Annotated in this window: 16 protein-coding genes and 2 tRNA genes; 14 read left to right on the top strand and 4 right to left on the bottom strand. The window is 73.0% G+C overall.

Annotation, left to right across the window (positions count from 1 at the left end; all coding sequences use genetic code 11):
* Positions 1-9: 9 nt before the first annotated feature.
* The 6 genes from H4W81_RS10360 (at position 10) to H4W81_RS10335 (ending at position 4,202) form a co-directional block, all read left to right on the top strand.
* The gene (locus tag H4W81_RS10360; protein ID WP_192774607.1) at positions 10-903 is read left to right on the top strand and encodes a hypothetical protein; all 894 of its coding nucleotides are present in this window, start codon (positions 10-12) and stop codon (positions 901-903) included.
* Between the two features lie 61 nt (positions 904-964).
* Positions 965-1,037, top strand: a tRNA-Ser gene (locus H4W81_RS10355).
* A gap of 13 nt (positions 1,038-1,050) precedes the next feature.
* Positions 1,051-1,124: transfer RNA gene (locus tag H4W81_RS10350), tRNA-Ala, on the top strand.
* Entirely contained in the window at positions 1,088-2,470 is a 1,383-nt protein-coding gene (locus H4W81_RS10345; protein WP_192780720.1) for an SDR family NAD(P)-dependent oxidoreductase, read from the top strand. The genes H4W81_RS10350 and H4W81_RS10345 overlap by 37 nt, the downstream gene beginning before the upstream one ends.
* On the top strand, positions 2,464-3,582 hold the full coding sequence (locus H4W81_RS10340; RefSeq protein ID WP_192774606.1) for a leucine-rich repeat domain-containing protein: 1,119 nt from the start codon (positions 2,464-2,466) through the stop codon (positions 3,580-3,582). The genes H4W81_RS10345 and H4W81_RS10340 overlap by 7 nt, the downstream gene beginning before the upstream one ends.
* A 392-nt stretch (positions 3,583-3,974) precedes the next feature.
* Positions 3,975-4,202, top strand: a complete 228-nt coding sequence (locus H4W81_RS10335; RefSeq protein ID WP_192774605.1) for a hypothetical protein — start codon at positions 3,975-3,977, stop codon at positions 4,200-4,202.
* 104 nt (positions 4,203-4,306) lie between these two features.
* On the opposite strand, the gene H4W81_RS10330 is transcribed toward H4W81_RS10335, so the two are convergent.
* A complete protein-coding gene (locus tag H4W81_RS10330; RefSeq protein WP_192774604.1) occupies positions 4,307-4,456 on the bottom strand; it encodes a hypothetical protein in 150 nt (49 codons plus the stop codon).
* 72 nt (positions 4,457-4,528) lie between these two features.
* Here H4W81_RS10330 and H4W81_RS10325 point away from each other — a divergent pair, with 72 nt between their 5' ends.
* Together H4W81_RS10325 and H4W81_RS10320 are read left to right on the top strand one after the other, a co-directional pair.
* On the top strand, positions 4,529-5,578 hold the full coding sequence (locus tag H4W81_RS10325) for a sigma-70 family RNA polymerase sigma factor (protein ID WP_192774603.1): 1,050 nt from the start codon (positions 4,529-4,531) through the stop codon (positions 5,576-5,578).
* 58 nt (positions 5,579-5,636) lie between these two features.
* A complete protein-coding gene (locus H4W81_RS10320; RefSeq protein WP_192774602.1) occupies positions 5,637-6,269 on the top strand; it encodes a dihydrofolate reductase family protein in 633 nt (210 codons plus the stop codon).
* 235 nt (positions 6,270-6,504) lie between these two features.
* Here H4W81_RS10320 and H4W81_RS10315 read toward each other — a convergent pair whose 3' ends face one another.
* On the bottom strand, positions 6,505-8,577 hold the full coding sequence (locus H4W81_RS10315; RefSeq protein ID WP_318781640.1) for a SpoIIE family protein phosphatase: 2,073 nt from the start codon (positions 8,575-8,577) through the stop codon (positions 6,505-6,507).
* A gap of 334 nt (positions 8,578-8,911) precedes the next feature.
* Here H4W81_RS10315 and H4W81_RS10310 point away from each other — a divergent pair, with 334 nt between their 5' ends.
* Positions 8,912-10,126 carry a S8 family serine peptidase gene (locus tag H4W81_RS10310; RefSeq protein WP_192774600.1) on the top strand — a complete coding sequence of 405 codons (1,215 nt, stop codon included), beginning with the start codon at positions 8,912-8,914 and terminating at the stop codon, positions 10,124-10,126.
* Between the two features lie 57 nt (positions 10,127-10,183).
* Here the strand turns inward: H4W81_RS10310 and H4W81_RS10305 are convergent, their stop codons facing one another.
* Complete coding sequence (locus tag H4W81_RS10305; protein ID WP_192774599.1) at positions 10,184-11,680, bottom strand: alkaline phosphatase PhoX; 1,497 nt, start codon at positions 11,678-11,680, stop codon at positions 10,184-10,186.
* A 229-nt stretch (positions 11,681-11,909) separates the two neighbouring features.
* Between H4W81_RS10305 and H4W81_RS10300 the strand changes: the two genes are divergently transcribed.
* Genes H4W81_RS10300 through H4W81_RS10290 form a run of 3 tightly spaced genes read left to right on the top strand, consistent with a single transcriptional unit; the run spans position 11,910 to position 13,181 of the window.
* The gene (locus tag H4W81_RS10300) at positions 11,910-12,428 is read left to right on the top strand and encodes a hypothetical protein (RefSeq protein WP_192774598.1); all 519 of its coding nucleotides are present in this window, start codon (positions 11,910-11,912) and stop codon (positions 12,426-12,428) included.
* Between the two features lie 33 nt (positions 12,429-12,461).
* A complete protein-coding gene (locus H4W81_RS10295; protein WP_225958537.1) occupies positions 12,462-12,701 on the top strand; it encodes a hypothetical protein in 240 nt (79 codons plus the stop codon).
* A gap of 12 nt (positions 12,702-12,713) precedes the next feature.
* Positions 12,714-13,181 (top strand): hypothetical protein, encoded by a 468-nt coding sequence (locus tag H4W81_RS10290; RefSeq protein WP_192774597.1) that lies wholly within the window; start codon positions 12,714-12,716, stop codon positions 13,179-13,181.
* Here H4W81_RS10290 and H4W81_RS10285 read toward each other — a convergent pair.
* Positions 13,070-14,113, bottom strand: coding sequence for a LysR family transcriptional regulator (locus H4W81_RS10285; protein WP_192774596.1), 1,044 nt, complete (start codon positions 14,111-14,113; stop codon positions 13,070-13,072). The genes H4W81_RS10290 and H4W81_RS10285 overlap by 112 nt on opposite strands.
* A 72-nt stretch (positions 14,114-14,185) precedes the next feature.
* On the opposite strand from H4W81_RS10285, the gene H4W81_RS10280 reads away from it, so the two are divergent.
* Together H4W81_RS10280 and H4W81_RS10275 are read left to right on the top strand one after the other, a co-directional pair.
* Positions 14,186-15,031 carry a Rossmann-fold NAD(P)-binding domain-containing protein gene (locus H4W81_RS10280; protein WP_192774595.1) on the top strand — a complete coding sequence of 282 codons (846 nt, stop codon included), beginning with the start codon at positions 14,186-14,188 and terminating at the stop codon, positions 15,029-15,031.
* Complete coding sequence (locus H4W81_RS10275) at positions 15,022-15,870, top strand: aldo/keto reductase (RefSeq protein ID WP_192774594.1); 849 nt, start codon at positions 15,022-15,024, stop codon at positions 15,868-15,870. The genes H4W81_RS10280 and H4W81_RS10275 overlap by 10 nt, the downstream gene beginning before the upstream one ends.
* Positions 15,871-15,883: the final 13 nt, after the last annotated feature.

Raw genomic sequence — 15,883 nt, 5'->3', positions numbered from 1 at the left:
GGAGTCGCGATGCGCACGCTGGTCTGGCCCTTGGCGCTGCTACTGGCGGCGCTGCCGCTGACCTCGGGCTGCGCGTTCCTCGACGGACGGCGATCCGCCGCCGAGTTCGAGGACCGCGCCGAAGAGGTCATGGAGCGCTGGCGAGGCTCCACGGCGGACCGGAACTGGCGGCAGGGCTTCGTGCCGCTCGAGGACTTCGACCTCGCGCCTGACCGGCCGAGCCCCATGTGGGCGGGGCTCAGCGCACACAACGGCGTCTGGGAACCGGACGTCGAGCTGCCCTCCGCCCCGCCGCGCCCCGCGACGCTGCGGTGGGCGGACGGCTCGACGCTGACGGTCCCGCTGGTCTCGGCGTCAGCGGCCTTCGCGGAGCTGAGCAGACCGGCGAACTTCATCGACGAGGAATGCCCGGCCACGGGGTGCAGGGCGCTGCGGGTCGTCGGCGCCTCCCTGGTAGAGGTCGCCTTCCGCACCAGCAGGGGGATCACCCAGGTGCCGGCGTGGGAGTTCACGGTGAAGGGCGTGAAGGGGACGTTCCGGCGAGTGGCGGTGGACCCGTCGGCGATCCGTCCGCGCCCGACGGCCAGGCCAGAGGAGTCCGAGGAGGTGAGGGCCTACCTCCTGACGGCGCCGGACGCACTGCTCCTCGGTTACGGGCACGGCGCCTGCACCAGACGCCACGGGGTCCGCGCCCACGAGAGCGCCGACCTCGTCGTGGTCGACGCCTACGAGGAGTCCGGGAGCGGGCCCTGCCCCGCCGTGCTCCGCCTAGCGCAGGCCGCCGTCAAGCTCGGCAGGCCGCTCGGCGATCGCCTCGTCCTCGACTCCGGCACCGGCCTGCCCGTGGTACGCCTCACGGCCGGGGCGGACCTGCGGTTCCCGCACCGCCCACCGCCCCGCTGATCGCGGGGCTGGTGCAAACCGGTGTCGGCCCAGTGATCGCCACCGGTAGATTGCCGGGGTGGGGTCCATAGCGCAGCGGTCGTCGCGCCGCCTAGCTAAGGCGGAGGACGCCGGTTCGAATCCGGCTGGACCCCACGCTTCGCAGGGGAGCCCGTAGCGCAGGTGGCCGTCGCGCCTCCATTGCATGGAGGAGGACGCTGGTTCGACTCCAGCCGGGCTCCACCCCAGAGGGAGGACGAACGTGGACGTCTCGGCGGTGCTGCGGCACCTCGGACAGGCGCGCGAGCTGCCGCTGGACGATCCCGGCCGCCTCCGCCTCGAACACGCCGCCCTCGCCCTGGTCCGCGACGGCCAGCGCCGCCGCCGCAGGGAGCGCGAGCGGGCCACCGCGCGGACCGACGCCGAGACCATGGCCGCCACCGCCATGGGCGCGCGCGACCGGATCGCGGACGCTCCTGTCGGCCCGCCGGAGACCGCGACCGAGCTCCGGCTGAGGAAGACGCGGACCTGCTACGTCTGCAAGGCCGGCTACGACCGGGTGCACGGGCTCTATCACCTGCTGTGCCCCGCGTGCGCGGCGGCCAACGCCGCTCGCCGTACGGCCCGCACGGATCTGACCGGACGGCGCGCGCTCGTCACCGGCGGCCGTGTGAAGATCGGCCATCAGCTCGCGCTCAAGATGCTCCGGGACGGGGCCCACGTCACCGTCACCACGCGCTTCCCCCACGACGCCGCCCGCCGCTTCGCCGAGGCAGGCGACTGGCCGGGCCGCCTGAGCGTCGTCGGCGTCGACCTGCGCGACCCTCGTCAGGTCATCGCGCTGACCGACCGGCTGCTCGAGGCGGGTGACCCGCTGGACATCCTGGTCAACAACGCCGCGCAGACCATCCGCAGGCCCCCGTCGGCCTACGCCGTGCTGGCCGAGGGCGAGCGGCGCGCCGCCGCCATCGCACTCGTCACGGGCCCCGTCGCGGGGCTGCCAGACATGTCACGGCCGCTGCCCGACGTGCCGGGGCTGCCTGACCTCTCGGGGCCGCTGCCCGACGTGCCAGGGTTGCTGCCCGACGTGTCGGGGTTGCTGCCCGACCTGTCCCCGACGAACTCCTGGTCGGCGCGGATCGGCGCGGTCGACCCGGTGGAGCTGCTGGAAACGCAGCTCGTCAACGCGGTGGCGCCGTTCCTGCTGATCGACCGCCTGCTGCCGCTCCTGCTGGCCTCGCCCGCCGAGCGGCGCTACATCGTCAACGTCTCGGCGGTGGAGGGCCAGTTCGCCGTCGCCAACAAGACCGGCCGCCACCCGCACACCAACATGGCCAAGGCGGCCCTGAACATGCTGACCCGCACCAGCGCCGCCGACCTCGCGCGGCAGGGCGTGCACCTGTGCAGCGTGGACACCGGCTGGATCACCGACGAGCAGCCCGCCCCCGTCAGGGACCGGCTGGACCGGCGCACCCCGCTGGACGTGATCGACGGCGCCGCCCGCGTCTACGACCCGATCGTGCGCGGCGAAGCGGGAGAGCCGGTGCACGGGGTCTTCCTCAAGGACTACGAGGTCGCGCCGTGGTGACCCCGCCGCTGGAGGACCTGCTGGCGTGGCTGCGCGGCGGCGAGCCGGTGACGCGGCGCACGGACTTCGCGTCCGGCACGGCCATGCCCGACGGGCGGCTCGACCTGTGCAAGCAGGCGCTCGGGCCGTACGGCATGCGGCTGGTCGCCGACGCCCTGCCGGTCGGCGGCCCCGCCCGCCACCTGCTGCTCGGCACCGACGGACTCGGCGACGCGGGAGCCGAGATCGCCGCGGCGGGCGCGATCGGCTCCGGGGCGACGACCCTGTACCTGGGCTGCAACGCCATCACCACGGCAGGCGCGTGCCGCATCGCCGACCGCCTGGTCGCCTCTCCCGGCATCGTGCGCGGGCTCTGGCTCAAGCGCAACCCGCTGGGACCGGACGGCGGCCGGATCGTCGGGGCGGCCGCCGGCGCGGGGCTGCGCACCATCGATCTGGTCCAGACCGGCCTGGACGCGGCGGGGCTCGCCGTCCTGGTGGACCGCCTGCTGGGCGCCGGAGGGGTGGGACGGCTGTTCCTCAGTGGCAACCCGCTCGGCGGTGAGGGCGCCGAGCAGCTGGCCCGCCTCATCGCCGGGGACGGGACCGAGGAACTCTACGTCTCCGCGGCCGGGCTGGGCGATCGCGGGGCGGCGCTCGTGGCGGCCGCGCTGCGGCCAGGACGGCTGCGCCGCCTGTCGGTGGCCAGCAACGGCATCGGCCCCGCCGCGCTGGTCGAACTGGTCACGGCGGCGGCGCAGGCCGGGGTGGAGACACTCGACCTCGGGCGTGTGCCCGCGGCGGGGCACCTCGGCGCGACGGCCAACCGCCTCGACACGGAGGCGGCGGCCCTGATCGCGCGGGCGCTGTCGGATGCCCCGCACCGACTCTCCCACGTGGATCTGCGCCACACCGGCCTCACCAGCCGGGGCGCGCTGCACCTGCTCGCCGGCGCCCGGCGGGCGCCGGCCCCGACCAGGTACGTTCTGGGCGGTGGCATCGCCTCCCGGGTGAAACGTGAGCTCAACGCGTTGGCGGCGGCCGTGCCGGAGCTTCGTCCGCATCCGGACGTCGCCGCGATCCGCAGCGTCCACCGAACGTCGTCAGCACCTCCTGATCACCAGACGGCGTGATCGCTTCATCGCACGGCGAGGCGGTGGAGCGGAAGCCCCGCGGCCGAAACCGGCCCGCTGACCTCACCCGACCATTCGCGCATCGCCAGGCCCGCGGCAAGCAGCAGGAAACAGCCCCCGCCGGTGGCGGGTGCGTCGTGGGGAGACGGAGACCGGCCCGCCTAGTGGCGACGCGCATCGCCCGAATCCGGGGGCGGCCCCGCCGCTCAGGGCAATTGTCCCGCTAGGTGAGGGCGCTATTCCGGGAATTCGGAGGCGGTCCTGCCGCACGGGTCGGGGTTCGGGGGGAGGCGGTCCTGCCGACTGGGGAAGGGTTTCCGGGGAGCCTGAGACTGTCCTCAAAGAGACTGCGATCCTGACCCGGGTGGGTGTCGTGTCTGTATGGTCACGTCATGTCCTCCCGTGATCTGTCCAGGCCGCCTGCGCCCGTCGTCGGTGCGGTCGTGCTCGCCGCCGTCGTCCTGCTGCTGGCAGCCGCCAGCGCCCAGGGGCTATGGCGCGGCCGGCGTGGCTCCCGGGTGGTGGCGATCGTCCTGGCCGTGTTCATGGCCCTGCAGGCGCTCGTCGCGCTGCTTGTGGGCCCGCGTTCCTCCCGCGCATGGTTCGCACTCCGCCGTTGATAATCAGGCCGTTCGGCGGACGGCGCCCCGGCGTGGACGATCGGACCGCAGGCGGACGGCACCCCGCGCTGACGGTCTGACCGCCAGCGGTTTCCCCGGCACGTTCAGTGGTGTCGGCGGCGGAATCGGTCGAAGAACCGCCGTGCCTTCTCCTGGTTGTGTGGATCGCGGGCCATCCGCTTGGCCTTGTCCATCTGCTGTTTTCCCTGCGGGCTGCGCAGGTAAGCGCGCACCCGATCAATGATCTTTGTCATACGCTTCCCCTACCCTCGACGGCCACCTGAATGCGCGAACGTGGAGCGGGCCCCGGCGAGTAGGCTCGGCCGGTGGACACCTCGCGACCGAACGACGCGGAGTTGCTGGCCCTGGCCCGCGGCGGCGACGCGGCGGCGTTCGACCTGCTGGTCGCCGGGTATCGGCGGGAGCTGGCCGCGCACTGCTACCGGATGCTCGGCTCGCCGCACGACGCCGAGGACGCCCTCCAGGAGTCACTGCTCAGCGCGTGGCGGGGGCTCGCCGGGTTCGAAGGACGCAGCTCGCTGCGCACGTGGCTGTACCGGATCGCCACCAACGCCTGCCTGCGCATGAGCGCCAGGCGGCCCCGGCGGCTGCTCTCGCCCGACCACGGCCCCGCGCGGCGCGACACCGCCGATCTCGGCGAGCCGGTGACCGGCCCGGTCTGGCTCGAACCGTGGCCCGACGACGTGCCCGCCGACGAGCCCGACCCGGCGGCGAGCTATCTGCGGCGTGAGGGGGTGGAGCTGGCCTTCGTCGCGGCGCTGCAGCACCTGCCCGGCACCCAGCGCGCCGTCCTGATCCTGCGGGAGGTGCTCGAGTACTCGGCCGTCGAGGTGGCGAGCCTCCTCGACACCACCCCCGCCTCGGTGAACAGTGCCCTGCAGCGGGCCAGGAAGGCGGTCGAGCGGCGGGTGCCGCCCGTCACCCAGCGGGCGGAGCTGGCCGCCCTCGGCTCCGATGGAGCGCGCGAGCTGGTCGACGCCTTCGTGGCCGCGTGGGAGCGCGCCGACGTCGACGCCATCGTGGCCATGCTCGCCGACGACGCCCGGTTCACCATGCCGCCGCTGCCCGCCTGGTTCGACGGGCGCGACGACGTCGCCCGCTTCCTCACCGAGCGGGTCTTCGCCACCGCGTGGCGGCTGGTCCCCGTTCGGGCGAACGGCCAGCCGGCCTTGGCCTGCTACCCGCAGAACCCGGACGACGGCCGGTTCCGGCTCGGGGCGATCACGGTGCTGAGCCTCAGGTCCGGACGGATCACCGAGCTGGGCAGTTTTCTCGACCCCGAGCTCCACCACCTGTTCGGCCTGCCACGAGAGCTCCCGAAAGAAAATGTCGACGAATCCGGGCCGGAGCGATGAATCCGCGGCGGCCGGTGTCTCTCCACCTGTGAAGCACGCTCACGACAGGAGAGTTCCGATGCGCAAGCTGATCGTCACCAACATCGTCTCGCTGGACGGCTACTTCGAGGGGAAGGGCGGCGACGTGATGGCCCTGCCCATGGACGCCGCCTTCGACGCCTACAACGCCGAGCGGCTGCGGGCCGCGAGCACGCTACTGGTGGGGCGCGCCTCGTACGAGGGGTTCAAGGCCTTCTGGCCGTCATTGGCCGACGACGCCGAGACCGTGGCCACGTTCAGGGACGACCCGCGGGAGAGGGCCGTCATCCAGGAGATCTCGCGGCTCAACAACGCGATCGAGAAGGTCGTCGTCTCCGACAGCCTGACCCCCGGCGACACCGCGCCGTGGACCGCGACCACCCGCATCGTCCGCCGCGCCGAGGCGCACGAGCGGATCGCCGAGCTGAAGGGCGGGGACGGCGGCGACATCGTGGTCTTCGGCAGCCACATCCTGTGGAACGACCTGCTGGCCGCCGGGCTGGTCGACGAGCTGCACCTGATGATCGGCCCGGTCGTCCTGGGCGGCGGCACGCCGGTGTTCACCGACGGCGGGACGCCACGGCTGCGCCTGATCGGCACCCGCTCCTTCGGGGGCTCGGACAACCTCCTGGTTCGCTACGCCGCTGCCCCCGAGGGCGACGGCGACCGCTGAGGCCCGAGCCTCCCACCTTGCAAGCCATCTCGGACGGCGACGCCAGCCGGACGACACCAGCCGGACCACCCCCTGGAGAACGACCCGGGCGGACGCCCCCGAGTGGGCAACGCCGGGCGCGCGAGGTCGTGAGTCACTGGGCAAGGAGTCGCGAGGCGACGCGTCGCGAGGGCGGGTGTCGCGAGGACGGGTGGGCGCCGTCCCGCCGGGGGGGTGCCGGGGGTGGCTGGTGAGATCACCCGGTCGCCGGCCGTCCCTCCGCTGGGCCGGGACGGATGTGGGCGACGAGGAGGACCACGTCGTCCCTGTCGTCGGGCGGGCGCAGCGCGCGGAGCAGCGCCTCGCAGGTCTCCTCCGGCGGGCGGCGGGGGCCGTCCAGCAGCCGGCAGAGGGTCTCCAGGCGCTGGTCGATGGGCTCGTCCCTGGTCTCGACCAGGCCGTCGGTGTAGAGGACCAGCAGGCTGCCGGGGGCCAGCGGGAGCGTGACCGTGGTGAAGTCGACCCCGCCCACTCCCAGCGGCGCGCCGGGCGGGATGGCGACGAGTTCGGGCGCGCCCTCGGCGGGGACGAGCACCGGCGGCAGGTGACCGGCCGTGGAGACGCGGCACCGGCCATGGGCCGGGTCGCAGACGGCGTAGACGCAGGTGACGAAGGGACGGCTCAGTCCGGCCGCGATGTCGTCGAGGTGGCGCAGTACCTCGGCCGGGTCGAGGTCGAGCGCGGCCAGCGTGGAGGTCGCCGTGCGCAGCTGCCCCATGGTGGTGGCCGCGGCGATGCCGCTGCCCATCACGTCGCCCACGACCAGCGCCGTCTTCCCCTCGGCCAGCGGGATGACGTCGAACCAGTCCCCGCCGACCTCGTTCCCCGCTCCGGCGGGCAGGTAGCGATAGGCGATCTTCAACCCCGGCCGGTGCGGCGGCGGCTGGGGCAGCAGACTGCGCTGGAGGGTGAGCACGGTGTTCCGCTCGTTGCGGTACAGGCGGGCGTTGTCGATGCACACCGCCGCCCGCGACGCCAGCTCGGTGGCCAGCACGAGGTCTTCCTGGTCGAACGGGGTCTGGTTGCGCGCCCGTACCATGCACAGCACGCCGAGGACCTCGCCGCGGGCGATCAGCGGCACCGCGAGATAGGAGTGGACGCCCGCGCCGGATAGGTGGACGGCGGCGGCGGCGTCCCTGGCGATGCGGTGCAGGGCCGAGGGCTCCACGCGCGGCACCAGGATCGGGGCGGCCGACGTCACGCACCGCGCGGCCAGCCGGTCGGCGTCGTACGTCACCACCTCGTCGACGGGGTCGGCGGCGCCGATGGCCTCGGTGGGGTAGGCCGACACCACCGCCAGCGCGCGGAACCGCGCGAGGCCGTCGTCCTGGGACTCGGCCCGCCGGTCGGTCAGGATCTCCTCGAGCACGTCCACCGTGGCCAAGTCGGCGAGGTCGGGCACGACCACCTCGGCCAGCTCGCGGGCGGTCCGCTGCAGGTCCAGCGTGGTGCCGACGCGGACGGTGGCCTCGGCGACCATGGCCAGCCTGCGGCGGGCGACCGCGGCCTCGACGGCCGCCTTGTGCCGTTCGGTGACGTCCACCACGGAGACCGCCACGCCCAGGACGTGGCCCGCGGTGTCCTCCAGCCGGTAGTAGGACGTCGACCAGGCGTGCTGCCCGCTCGGCAGGTCGACCTCGTGCAGGTCGATCAGCGGCACACCGGTGGCCAGGACCTGGCGCATCGCGGCCTCGACGGCGGCGGCGTCCACGAAGGTCAGGACCTCGTGCACGGTGCGTCCCGTGTGCTCGGCGGCGGGCCGGCCGTTGATGCGCTCCAGGGCCGGGTTGACCGTGACGTAGCGCAGGTCGGTGTCCAGGATCGCCAGCCCGATCGGCGACTGGTCGATCAGCTTGTCCGACAGCGCCAGGTCGGTCTCCACCTGGCGTACGGTGGCCTGATCGGTGGCGATCGCGAGCGCGTAGAGGTTGTGCCGGTCATCCTGCAGCCGCATGTTGCGGAACTCGACCTGCCGGATCGAGCCGTCCTTGACCCGGACGGGGAAGACGCCGACCCACGGCCTGCCGGTCTCCATCACCTCCTCGAACAGCTCCATGACCAGGGTCAGGTGCTCGGGATCGACCAGGAGCCGCCCGGCGTACTGGCCGAGCGCCTCTTGCGTGGGGTAACCGAACAGCTGCTCGGCCTGCGGGCTCCACAGCACGATCCGCCCGCCCGTGTCCACCACCACGGCCGCGACGTTCAGCATGTCGAGCAGACCGCCGGGCGGGGAAGGCCCACCGGGGTGATGACCGAACGGGTCGACCACGCGCGCTCCCTCCGCGGCCCCCGGCAGGTCCCCCTCGGCACCTCGGCCGCGAGGCCGCGACATCCTCCATCGTCTCATCGCGTGGTCCGCCACCACAGGTCCGCGCCCTGCCCGCGCCGCAGGACAGGGCCTCGGGCGCCGGCGAGCGCGGGGACAGCCCCGCCTCCCCGCACTCGCCGCCACCGGGCGATCTCGCCAGGCTCCGCCGTCCAACGGCGGGAGAAAATCGCTATCGGTCAATTTCCGGTAACAATCAACCCCTCATCTAGGAGATCCTGACAATCGGCGTCAATATCAGCTCTGTTGTCGTGGACCTCAGAGCGGAGGATCCCCTGTGCGCACGTCCCTCCTCACCGTCCTGTTAGCCGGTGCCCTCGTGGCGGCCTTCAGCCCCGCCGCAGGCGCCGACGCCGAACCTGCCCGCGACTACATCGTGGTGCTCCAGGACGGCGCCGACTCCCCATCCGTCGCGAACGAGCACGCCCGAGACAAGGGCGCCGTGCCCGGCCGCGTCTACCGCCACGCCCTTCGCGGGTACTCCGCGAAGATGACCCCCGCCGCCGCCAGGGCGATCGCCCAGGACTCCCGCGTCCGCTGGGTCCAGCCCGACGGCGTGGTGAGCATCAGCGCGCAGACCCTGCCGACCGGGATCGACCGGGTCGACGCGGACGCCAGCCCGACCGCCCGGATCGACGGGTCCGACCAGCGGGTGAACGTCGACGTGGCGGTCATCGACACCGGCGTCGACCTGGACCACCCCGACCTGAACGTGCACACCGCGGGCGCCGTGAACTGCTCGAGCGGGCGCAGTGCCGACGACGGCAACGGCCACGGCACCCACGTCGCCGGCACGATCGGCGCGCTGGACAACGCCGACGGCGTCGTCGGCGTGGCGCCGGGCGCCCGGATCTGGCCGGTGCGCGTGCTCAACAACCGGGGCAGCGGCAGCTGGTCCGACGTCATCTGTGGCATCGACTACGTCACCGCGCATGCGAGCGAGATCGAGGTCGCGAACATGAGCCTCGGCGGCCTCGGCGCCGACGACGGCAACTGCGGCAACACCAACAACGACGCGATGCACAAGGCGATCTGCGCCTCGGTCGCGGCGGGCGTGACCTACGCGGTCGCCGCCGGCAACGAGAGCGACAACGCCGCCAACCACGTGCCCGCCGCGTACGACGAGGTCATCACGGTCAGCGCGCTGGCCGACTTCAACGGCCTGCCGGGCGGCGGCGCCGCCGCCACCTGCCGGAGCGACGTCGACGACACCTTCGCCGGCTTCTCCAACTTCGGCGCGGACGTCGACCTCATCGCCCCGGGCGTGTGCATCCTGTCCACCTGGAAGGGCGGCGGGTACAACACGATCTCCGGCACCTCGATGGCCACCCCGCACGTCGCGGGCGGCGCGGCCCTCTACAAGGCCACCCACGCGGGGGCGAGTCCCGCCACGGTGAAGTCGGCGCTCCAGACGGCCGGCACCACCGACTGGAACGCCGCCGACGACCCTGACGGCACCAAGGAGCGACTGCTCAACGTCGCCACCTTCTGATCGAGCCCGCCGCGGCCCGCCGTACCGGAAAGTCCGTACGGCGGGCCGCGCCGGCGTTCACAGCGGCCCGCGCCGCCACGGTCCGCGGATGGCGTAGGTACGCCCCGGCGGGTCGAGCTCGACGGTGGAGCCGAGGTTGTTGACGAACATGACGGACCCGTCGGGGCTGAAACACGCTCCGGCGAACTCGCTGTCGTCGCTGATGTTGACGGCGAACTCGAACGGCTGGCCGCCCGGCGCCAGCCCGATCAGGCGATTGACGTTGGTCAGCCCCGGCGCGAGCGGATGCGGGTCCGCGTCGGCCGACGAGGCGTCGTCCTCGCACAGGACGATCCCGCCGCGCGGCGTGAAGGTCAGGTTGTCCGGTGAGTCGAGCTCCTTGCGGCCGGGCGACTCGTAGACCAGCACCAGCGTGTCGCCGCGCTGACCGCGGCCCGGGACCAGCTGCCAGACCTGCCCGTACCCCTCCCTGAAGCCGTCGGCGTTGGGCGCGTCGCCGTTCTTGGCGTCACCGCCGCTGGTGGAGTTGAAGAAGATGCCGCCGTCGCCGTACCAGCAGCCCTCGAGGCGGTTGAACTTCGCGCCGCCCTTCGCCAGCCCCTGCTGCGTGCAGGTCTGCGCGCCGTTCTCCAGGTCGGGGTCGGGATCGTCGATGACGACCCATTCCACCGGGAGCCGGGCGCCCATCTTCTGGCCCTCCCTGCAGTCGTAGTTGTCGACGCCCTGGACCTTGAGCATCTCCAGGACGCCGCCCGCGGACAGATCGCGGGCGTCATGGGGGCGGAAGCGGTAGAAGCCGTCGGGCTTGCCGGAGTCGTCCTCGGTCTCGTAGACGTAACCCGTACGGGGATCGACCGCGATCGCCTCGTGGGAGAAGCGTCCCATCGCCGTGAGCGGCATCGAGGCGGCGGGCCTGCCCGGCTCGGGGCCGTCCAGGGGCACCTGGAAGATGTAGCCGTGCTTGCGCTGCCAGCCCTGCTTCGGGCCGGCCGTGGTCTCCTCGCACGTCAGCCAGCCACGACGGTGCAGCATCATTCCGCCGGCGCAGTTGACGATGGTGCCGCTGAGGCTGACGAAGTGCCGCAGCACCTCACCGGTGCGGAGGTCCACCTCTAGGGTGGTGGTGCCGGCGACGCCGAGCTCGTCGTAGCGCTGGGAGCCGGGCACGTGCACCCGTCCCGTCGGCGATCCCGGCGGGGTGCGCACCTCGTGGTTGCGGATCAGGCGGACAGTGTGGCGGCGGGTGCCGGGGAAGGCGGCCATGCCGTCGTGCGCGATGGGCGTCGGCACCCCGTCGGTCATGGGCGTGCCGGTCTTGCCGAGCACGACATAGGAGAAGCCCGCCGGCAGGGCGAGTAGCTCCTCTCCGGTGTTCTTCGAGGGGGTACGGCGCAGGGGGCCGTACCCCGCCGCGCCCGGATCGGCGGCGGGCCGCCCGGCGTCGGCCCAGGAGGCGTGGGCGCCCAGGGTCTGGACGGCGATGCCGCTAGCCAGCACACCACCGGCGGTGGTGAGGCCGCGGCCAAGGAAGGATCGTCGATCAAGCCCGGTCATGTGTGCTTCTCCTCGGGACAAGGTGGAGCGCTTCCGGTCGGCTGTCTGTCTATACGGTGAACGAGAGCTTTCGACAGCGTAAACGGGCTGATCGCCGCTGAGGGGACCCATTTGTCCGCATACCAGCGTGAGCTGCGGCTTTCCCGCGAGCCGCACGATTCGTGACACCTCGATCTTCCGCCTGCGCGCCGCGCGGCCATGGCCGCCCTCGCGCCCTACCGTGGGAGGGGTGAGCGCCAACCACAACCTGCCGGCAGGCGCGGCCGGGACCACCGAGACGGCGGATGCGGCCGCACTGGTCATCGGCGAGTGCGCGCGTTTCGGCGCGTGCGTCCAGTTCCTGGCCGGCCAGCTCGGGCACGCCGACGCCGACCGCGACGAGCTACAGCAGGCCATCATGTACGTGCACGCCGTGCTGGCCGATCTGGTCGCAGCCGTCAGGCCGCTGCACCACCAGGACCTGCGGCGGATCCTGCACGACCGCGCCGTCGGCAGGACGCGCTGCGCGGGCGGCTGCCGTACCCACACGCCGCCGCAGGAGCACCCCGAGGCCGGGATCAAGATCCCCCTGTGCATCGGCTGCGGCGGCGCCGCGTGCGCGCGCTGCGCGCACCCGGTTCCGCTGGACGGCCCCGCCCTGTGCTGGCGGTGCTCGGATCCCGGCGGCGACAGCCCTGGCCGCGAGCCGCACCAGGCCGCGCGGGAGCACCGGCACGGCGGCGACCTGCCCTGGGTCGCCACGGCCTGACGGCGGCGGCACCTCCCTCGCGTGAAGGGGTCGGTGACCTTCGAGAACGTGGACGCCCGCAACGTCGGCGCGGTCGGCGTCAACAACTGCGGAGCGTTCGCCTTCCCGCCCACCGGGTCGGAGTTCTCGCTGACCGACCTCGGCGGCAACGACGGCGGCGGGACGGCGGGCCCGTGGCCGGCCCCCTGGACGCTGCCGAACACGATCACCTGCGACGACCGCCCGCCGGTCGTGGCGCCGCCGGCGCCGTCCCCGTGGGGAGCCGAACCGTGACAGGATCTCGGGGTGCTCAAGGGAGTTCTGGCGACGATCGGCTTGGTGTTCGCGCTGGCCGGCCCCTCGACGGTGACCGGCGCCCCGCTGGACGGGTTCATGATCGGGCACGTTCCGCGCGACGTGGGCTCCAGCGTGTCGGATTTCGCGTACGAGCCCGACGAGGGCATCGCCTGCGCCTCGCGGGTCTGGGAGCGATCGACGGGGTCCGGCGGTCACGCCGTCGACCTGACCGTCGTCGTCCTGCGCGGCGCGGGCCTGACCTCGCTCGGCGAGCTGCGCTCGGTCATGGCGCGCCACCACGAGCGGGCGCCGGACTCCTGGAGCGCGACCAGGGTCGGCGCCCAGCCGGGGCTGCGCGCCGACGGTCACGTGTTCTGGCTGGTGGAGCCGGGCGTCGGCGTCTCCGTCACGATCGACGCCGAGAGATTCGGCTCCGGTGAGCTCATGGCGGTGGCCGAAGGCGTCCGCCCGCGCTGACGGCTGTTCGAGCGACCGGTGACCCTCGAGGAGCTCGTCCGGTCCACGAGCTGAGACGCGGCCTCGCGCAGCGCGCCGCTCATCGCCTCGACCAGCGGCGAGTGGTGCCTGCGCGAGGTCGCGACCCCGACGTACCTGGCCGGACGCGGCGGGCGGATCGGCACGAGCGTGGCGTCGGCGGCTCCTGGGTCGAGTCCGAGCTCGGGCACCAGCGTGACGCCCAGCCCCGCCGCGACCAGGGCCTGGGCGAAGAAGTAGTCGGTCGTGCTGCCCGAGACCCGCAGCTCGAACCCCGCCGCGGCCGCGTAGCGGCGCAGGAAGCCCTCGGTCTTGGTGCACCCGATCACCCACGACTCGGCGGCGAGCTCGGCCAGGTCGAGATCGTCTCTGCGCTCCAGCGGGTGGCCGGGGGGCAGCGCCACCGACATGAGATCGTCCATGAGCGGGGTCCAGTGCAGCCCTGTGGAGATCGGCAGCGGCTCGTCGAAATGGTAGGCGACGGCCAGATCGGCCTTTCCTTCGCGCACCAGCGACAGGCTGACCTCCGGCTCGCCCTCCACGACGTTGACCTCGACGTCGGGCCGGGCGGCGACGAACCGTTCCAGGGCGTACGGCAGCAGGCGGCGTCCGCCGCTGGTGAAGGTGGCGACCGTCAGCCTGCTGCGTCCCGTCGTCAGCCGGCTGATCCGCTCGCGGGTGCGGTGCAGTTCGGCGAAGATCGCGTCGGCCGACTCGACGAGCAGCCGCCCCGCCTCGGTGAGCTCCACTCCGCGCGTGCTGCGCTCGACCACCGGCGCGCCCACCGCACGCTCCAGCGCGGAGATCTGCTGAGAGACCGCCGACGGCGTGAACAGCAGCGCGGCCGCGGCCTTGCTGAAGCTGCCGTGCCTGGCCACCTCCCGCAGCACCCGCAGGCGCGCCACGTCGATCATCAGTTCTCCTTAAGGCGCGTTCAGCAGGCGGCCACTTCTGCTTACGACCATAGCGGGGCAGGCTCGGTGCTCATGAGAACCGTGTGCGTCATCGGCGGCAGCCGCTACTTCGGCCGCCACCTGGTCGAGTCCTTGTCCGCCACCGCGGAGGTCACCCTGCTCAACAGGGGCTCCGCGCCGCCACCCCCGGGGGTCCGGCAGCTGGTCGCCGACAGGAACTCCGCCTCGGCCATGGCGCGCGCCCTGGGCGATCAGACCTTCGACGTCGTCATCGACCAGGTCTGCTACACCCCCGGCCAGGCGCGGATCGCCCGGGAGGTCTTCGCGGGCCGTACCCGCCGTTACGTGCTGACCTCGACGATCGAGGTGTACGCCGACCTCCGGCACAGCGGGCCCGTGACGGAGGCGGCGGTGGATCCGCTGACCTTGCCGGTACGGCCCGGCCTGCCGGAGTACGCCTACGGCGACGGCAAGCGGCAGGCCGAGGCGGTCCTCGCCCAGGACCCGGTGTTCGACCTCGTCAGCGTGCGCAGCGCCCACGTGCTCGGCGGCCAGGACTTCACCGGCCGCCTCGCCCACTACAAGGAGCGGATCGGGCAGGGCCGCCCCGTCGCCGTCCACGCCGATCCGAAGCCGGCCTGCTTCATCAACGACAGGGAGATCGCCGCCGTCCTCGAGTGGGCCGCACGCGCGGACTTCACCGGCGCCGTCAACGCCTGCTCGTACGGCGAGCTGGACGTCCACGACCTGTGCGAGGCGATCGCCGCCGAGGTCGGCAGGCGGCCGGTGTACGAGCGGGGCGCGTCGCCCTACTCCTTCGACCGCTACTACGCGATGGACAACGGCCGCGCCGCGAGCCTCGGCTTCCCCTTCTCGAACGTGCACGACTGGCTGAGGAAGGCCGTGGCATGCGCCTGATCGGACAGGCAGAGGTGAGCGCGATCGGCATGGGGGCCATGCCGCTGTCCATCGAGGGACGTCCCGACCGCGCGAGGGCGCTCGCCACCGTCCGCGCCGCGCTCGACGCCGGGATCACGCTGATCGACACCGCCGACTCCTACCACTGGCACGCGGACGAGATCGGGCACAACGAGCGGCTGCTGGCGGGTTTCTCACGGGAGGCGCTGATCGGCACCAAGGGCGGCAGGGGCCGTCCCGGCGACGGGTCCTGGACGGTGAACGGCAGGCCCGACCACCTGCTGCGCGCCTGCGAGGGCTCGCTGAGACGGCTCGGCGTCGAGGTGATCGACCTGTACCAGCTGCACAAGCCCGACCCCGACGTCCCCTGGGCCGACTCGGTCGGCGCCCTTCGCACGCTGCTGGACGAGGGCAAGATCCGCATGGCGGGGCTCTCGAACGTGACGGCCGCGCAGATCCTGACCGCCCGCGAGATCCTCGGCGAGGGGCTCGTCTCGGTGCAGAACCGCTTCTCGCCCGCCGTCCGGGACAGCGCACCGGAACTGCGCCTGTGCGCGGAGCTGGGCCTGGCCTTCCTGCCCTGGAGCCCGCTCGGCGGCATCTCGCGCAGCTCCCTGGACGGGCCGTCGGCCGGCGAGACGGCGGACACGCCGTTCCATGAGGTCGCTCGCAAGCGGGGGGTGAGCCCGCAGCGGGTCTGCCTGGCCTGGCTGCTCACCCTGTCGCCCACGGTCATCCCGATCCCCGGCGCCAGCCGCCCCGAGACGATCCGCGACTCGGCCGCCGCCGCCGATCTGACCCTGACCGAGCACGACCTGTCCCGCCTCCCAGGCGTCTGACCCACGAGGCAAC

This window comes from Nonomuraea africana (assembly GCF_014873535.1).
Lineage (GTDB): Bacteria > Actinomycetota > Actinomycetes > Streptosporangiales > Streptosporangiaceae > Nonomuraea > Nonomuraea africana.
This window is presented reverse-complemented; position numbering and strand designations above follow the sequence as displayed.

Bases quoted from the DNA above. Each gene is read 5' to 3' on its own strand.
- H4W81_RS10360 (WP_192774607.1), top strand. From the start codon at position 10: ATGCGCACGCTGGTCTGGCCCTTGGCGCTGCTACTGGCGGCGCTGCCG.
- H4W81_RS10345 (WP_192780720.1), top strand. From the start codon at position 1,088: ATGGAGGAGGACGCTGGTTCGACTCCAGCCGGGCTCCACCCCAGAGGG.
- H4W81_RS10335 (WP_192774605.1), top strand. From the start codon at position 3,975: ATGTCCTCCCGTGATCTGTCCAGGCCGCCTGCGCCCGTCGTCGGTGCG.
- H4W81_RS10330 (WP_192774604.1), bottom strand. From the start codon at position 4,456: ATGACAAAGATCATTGATCGGGTGCGCGCTTACCTGCGCAGCCCGCAG.
- H4W81_RS10320 (WP_192774602.1), top strand. From the start codon at position 5,637: ATGCGCAAGCTGATCGTCACCAACATCGTCTCGCTGGACGGCTACTTC.
- H4W81_RS10305 (WP_192774599.1), bottom strand. From the start codon at position 11,680: ATGACCGGGCTTGATCGACGATCCTTCCTTGGCCGCGGCCTCACCACC.
- H4W81_RS10285 (WP_192774596.1), bottom strand. From the start codon at position 14,113: ATGATCGACGTGGCGCGCCTGCGGGTGCTGCGGGAGGTGGCCAGGCAC.
- H4W81_RS10280 (WP_192774595.1), top strand. From the start codon at position 14,186: ATGAGAACCGTGTGCGTCATCGGCGGCAGCCGCTACTTCGGCCGCCAC.
- H4W81_RS10275 (WP_192774594.1), top strand. From the start codon at position 15,022: ATGCGCCTGATCGGACAGGCAGAGGTGAGCGCGATCGGCATGGGGGCC.